Origin of the sequence: Salmonella sp. SG203 (assembly GCF_013350575.1) — a bacterium.
GTDB classification, from domain to species: domain Bacteria; phylum Pseudomonadota; class Gammaproteobacteria; order Enterobacterales; family Enterobacteriaceae; genus Salmonella; species Salmonella enterica.
In genome coordinates this window covers 1-224 of sequence record NZ_SNMT01000129.1, presented here as the reverse complement: position 1 = coordinate 224, position 224 = coordinate 1, and the positions used below count along the sequence as shown (strand labels likewise).

At 49.6% G+C, this 224-nt stretch carries 1 rRNA gene; it reads right to left on the bottom strand.

Annotation, left to right across the window (positions count from 1 at the left end):
- A 23S ribosomal RNA gene (locus HV477_RS28160) occupies positions 1 to 224 on the bottom strand; the annotation flags it as partial.

The following is a 224-nucleotide window of genomic DNA, read 5'->3' as shown; positions in this document are numbered from 1 at the left end:
CTAATTTTTCAACATTAGTCGGTTCGGTCCTCCAGTTAGTGTTACCCAACCTTCAACCTGCCCATGGCTAGATCACCGGGTTTCGGGTCTATACCCTGCAACTTAACGCCCGGTTAAGACTCGGTTTCCCTCCGGCTCCCCTATTCGGTTAACCTTGCTACAGAATATAAGTCGCTGACCCATTATACAAAAGGTACGCAGTCACACCCAAAAGGGTGCTCCCA